Source organism: Bacillus sp. ES1-5 (genome assembly GCF_022487605.1).
Taxonomy (GTDB): domain Bacteria; phylum Bacillota; class Bacilli; order Bacillales; family Bacillaceae_G; genus Bacillus_A; species Bacillus_A wiedmannii.
This window is the reverse complement of record NZ_JAKVPU010000034.1, coordinates 1-1091: the sequence shown is the minus strand read 5'-3', so window position 1 is coordinate 1091 and position 1091 is coordinate 1. Positions and strand designations below refer to the sequence as shown.

Here is a 1091-nt window from a genome sequence, read left to right as displayed (position 1 = left end):
AAAAATTATGACGAAGTTAGTGATGTTTTTGTTAAGCTTGTTATGCTTTGGCAACTACAGTTAGCATATGGAGAGGACTTCTATCCTAAATTGCATCAATTGTATAGAGACATGTCTTCAAGTGAACTTCCACAAACTGATGAAAATAAAAAACAATTATTTATGATCTCAGCATCAAAAGTAGCCAAACAAAATTTGATGCCTTTCTTTGAGAAGTGGGGATTACGTCCAAATAATGATACCATTCAAAAAGTGGCTGCATTAGGCTATCCGATTTTAACAGCAGAAATTTGGAAGGGGACGGATTCTAATCCGATTAAACCAGATGTACCTAATGCAAATAATATTTTAGAAGGAAGCCAGTTTGCATGGTCAATGAAAGGGATTAGTGATTTTGAGTTTGCTAAAATAAATTTCAATAAGTCGGCTGAAGAAATGCAAGTTGACTTAAAAGCAGGCGTACCGCATCATTATTTTAATGAAACATATGCGAGTATTAAAGTACAAAATGCATCAGGCAAAGTAGTATACAATAAAGATATTTATGGAAACAAACAACAAAATGCTGAATCGCAAAAAGTTCCAGTTAAAGTAGGAGATTATATTGAGTTAACACATCTAGAAGGTGTGCATAGAGCTACTTTAACAAATGTAGATTATAGTAAACAAGAAAGCTTTGGAAAAAAAGCAATGTATGAAGTCACACAAGAAGGCTTGAAGAAAGTAGAAAAAATGCCAGAGACAACAATTCTAGATGGAAAACAATTTGCATGGTCATTAAAAGGATATAGTGATCGAGAAATTGCAAAAGAAGATTATAATCAAACAGCAGAAGAGCTGAAAATCAAATTAGAAGCAGGCGTACCGCATTCTTACTTCAATAGTACATATGCAAGTATTAAAGTCCAGAACTCGTCTGGTAGCGTTATGTACAATAAGGAAATCATAGGAAATAGACAACAAAATGCTGAAACCCAAACAGTGCCTGTAAAAATGGGAGATTACATTGAATTAACTCATATAGAAGGAGACGCTGTAAAGGAAAAAACACGCGCAACATTAATGAATCTTGAAAATAACAAAAATGAAAC

Annotated in this window: 1 protein-coding gene; it reads left to right on the top strand. The window is 33.5% G+C overall.

All coding sequences use genetic code 11. From position 1 onward, the window contains the following. On the top strand, positions 1-1091 hold a 1091-nt coding region (locus tag MKO96_RS29110), incomplete at both ends, for a putative mucin/carbohydrate-binding domain-containing protein (RefSeq protein ID WP_240589340.1).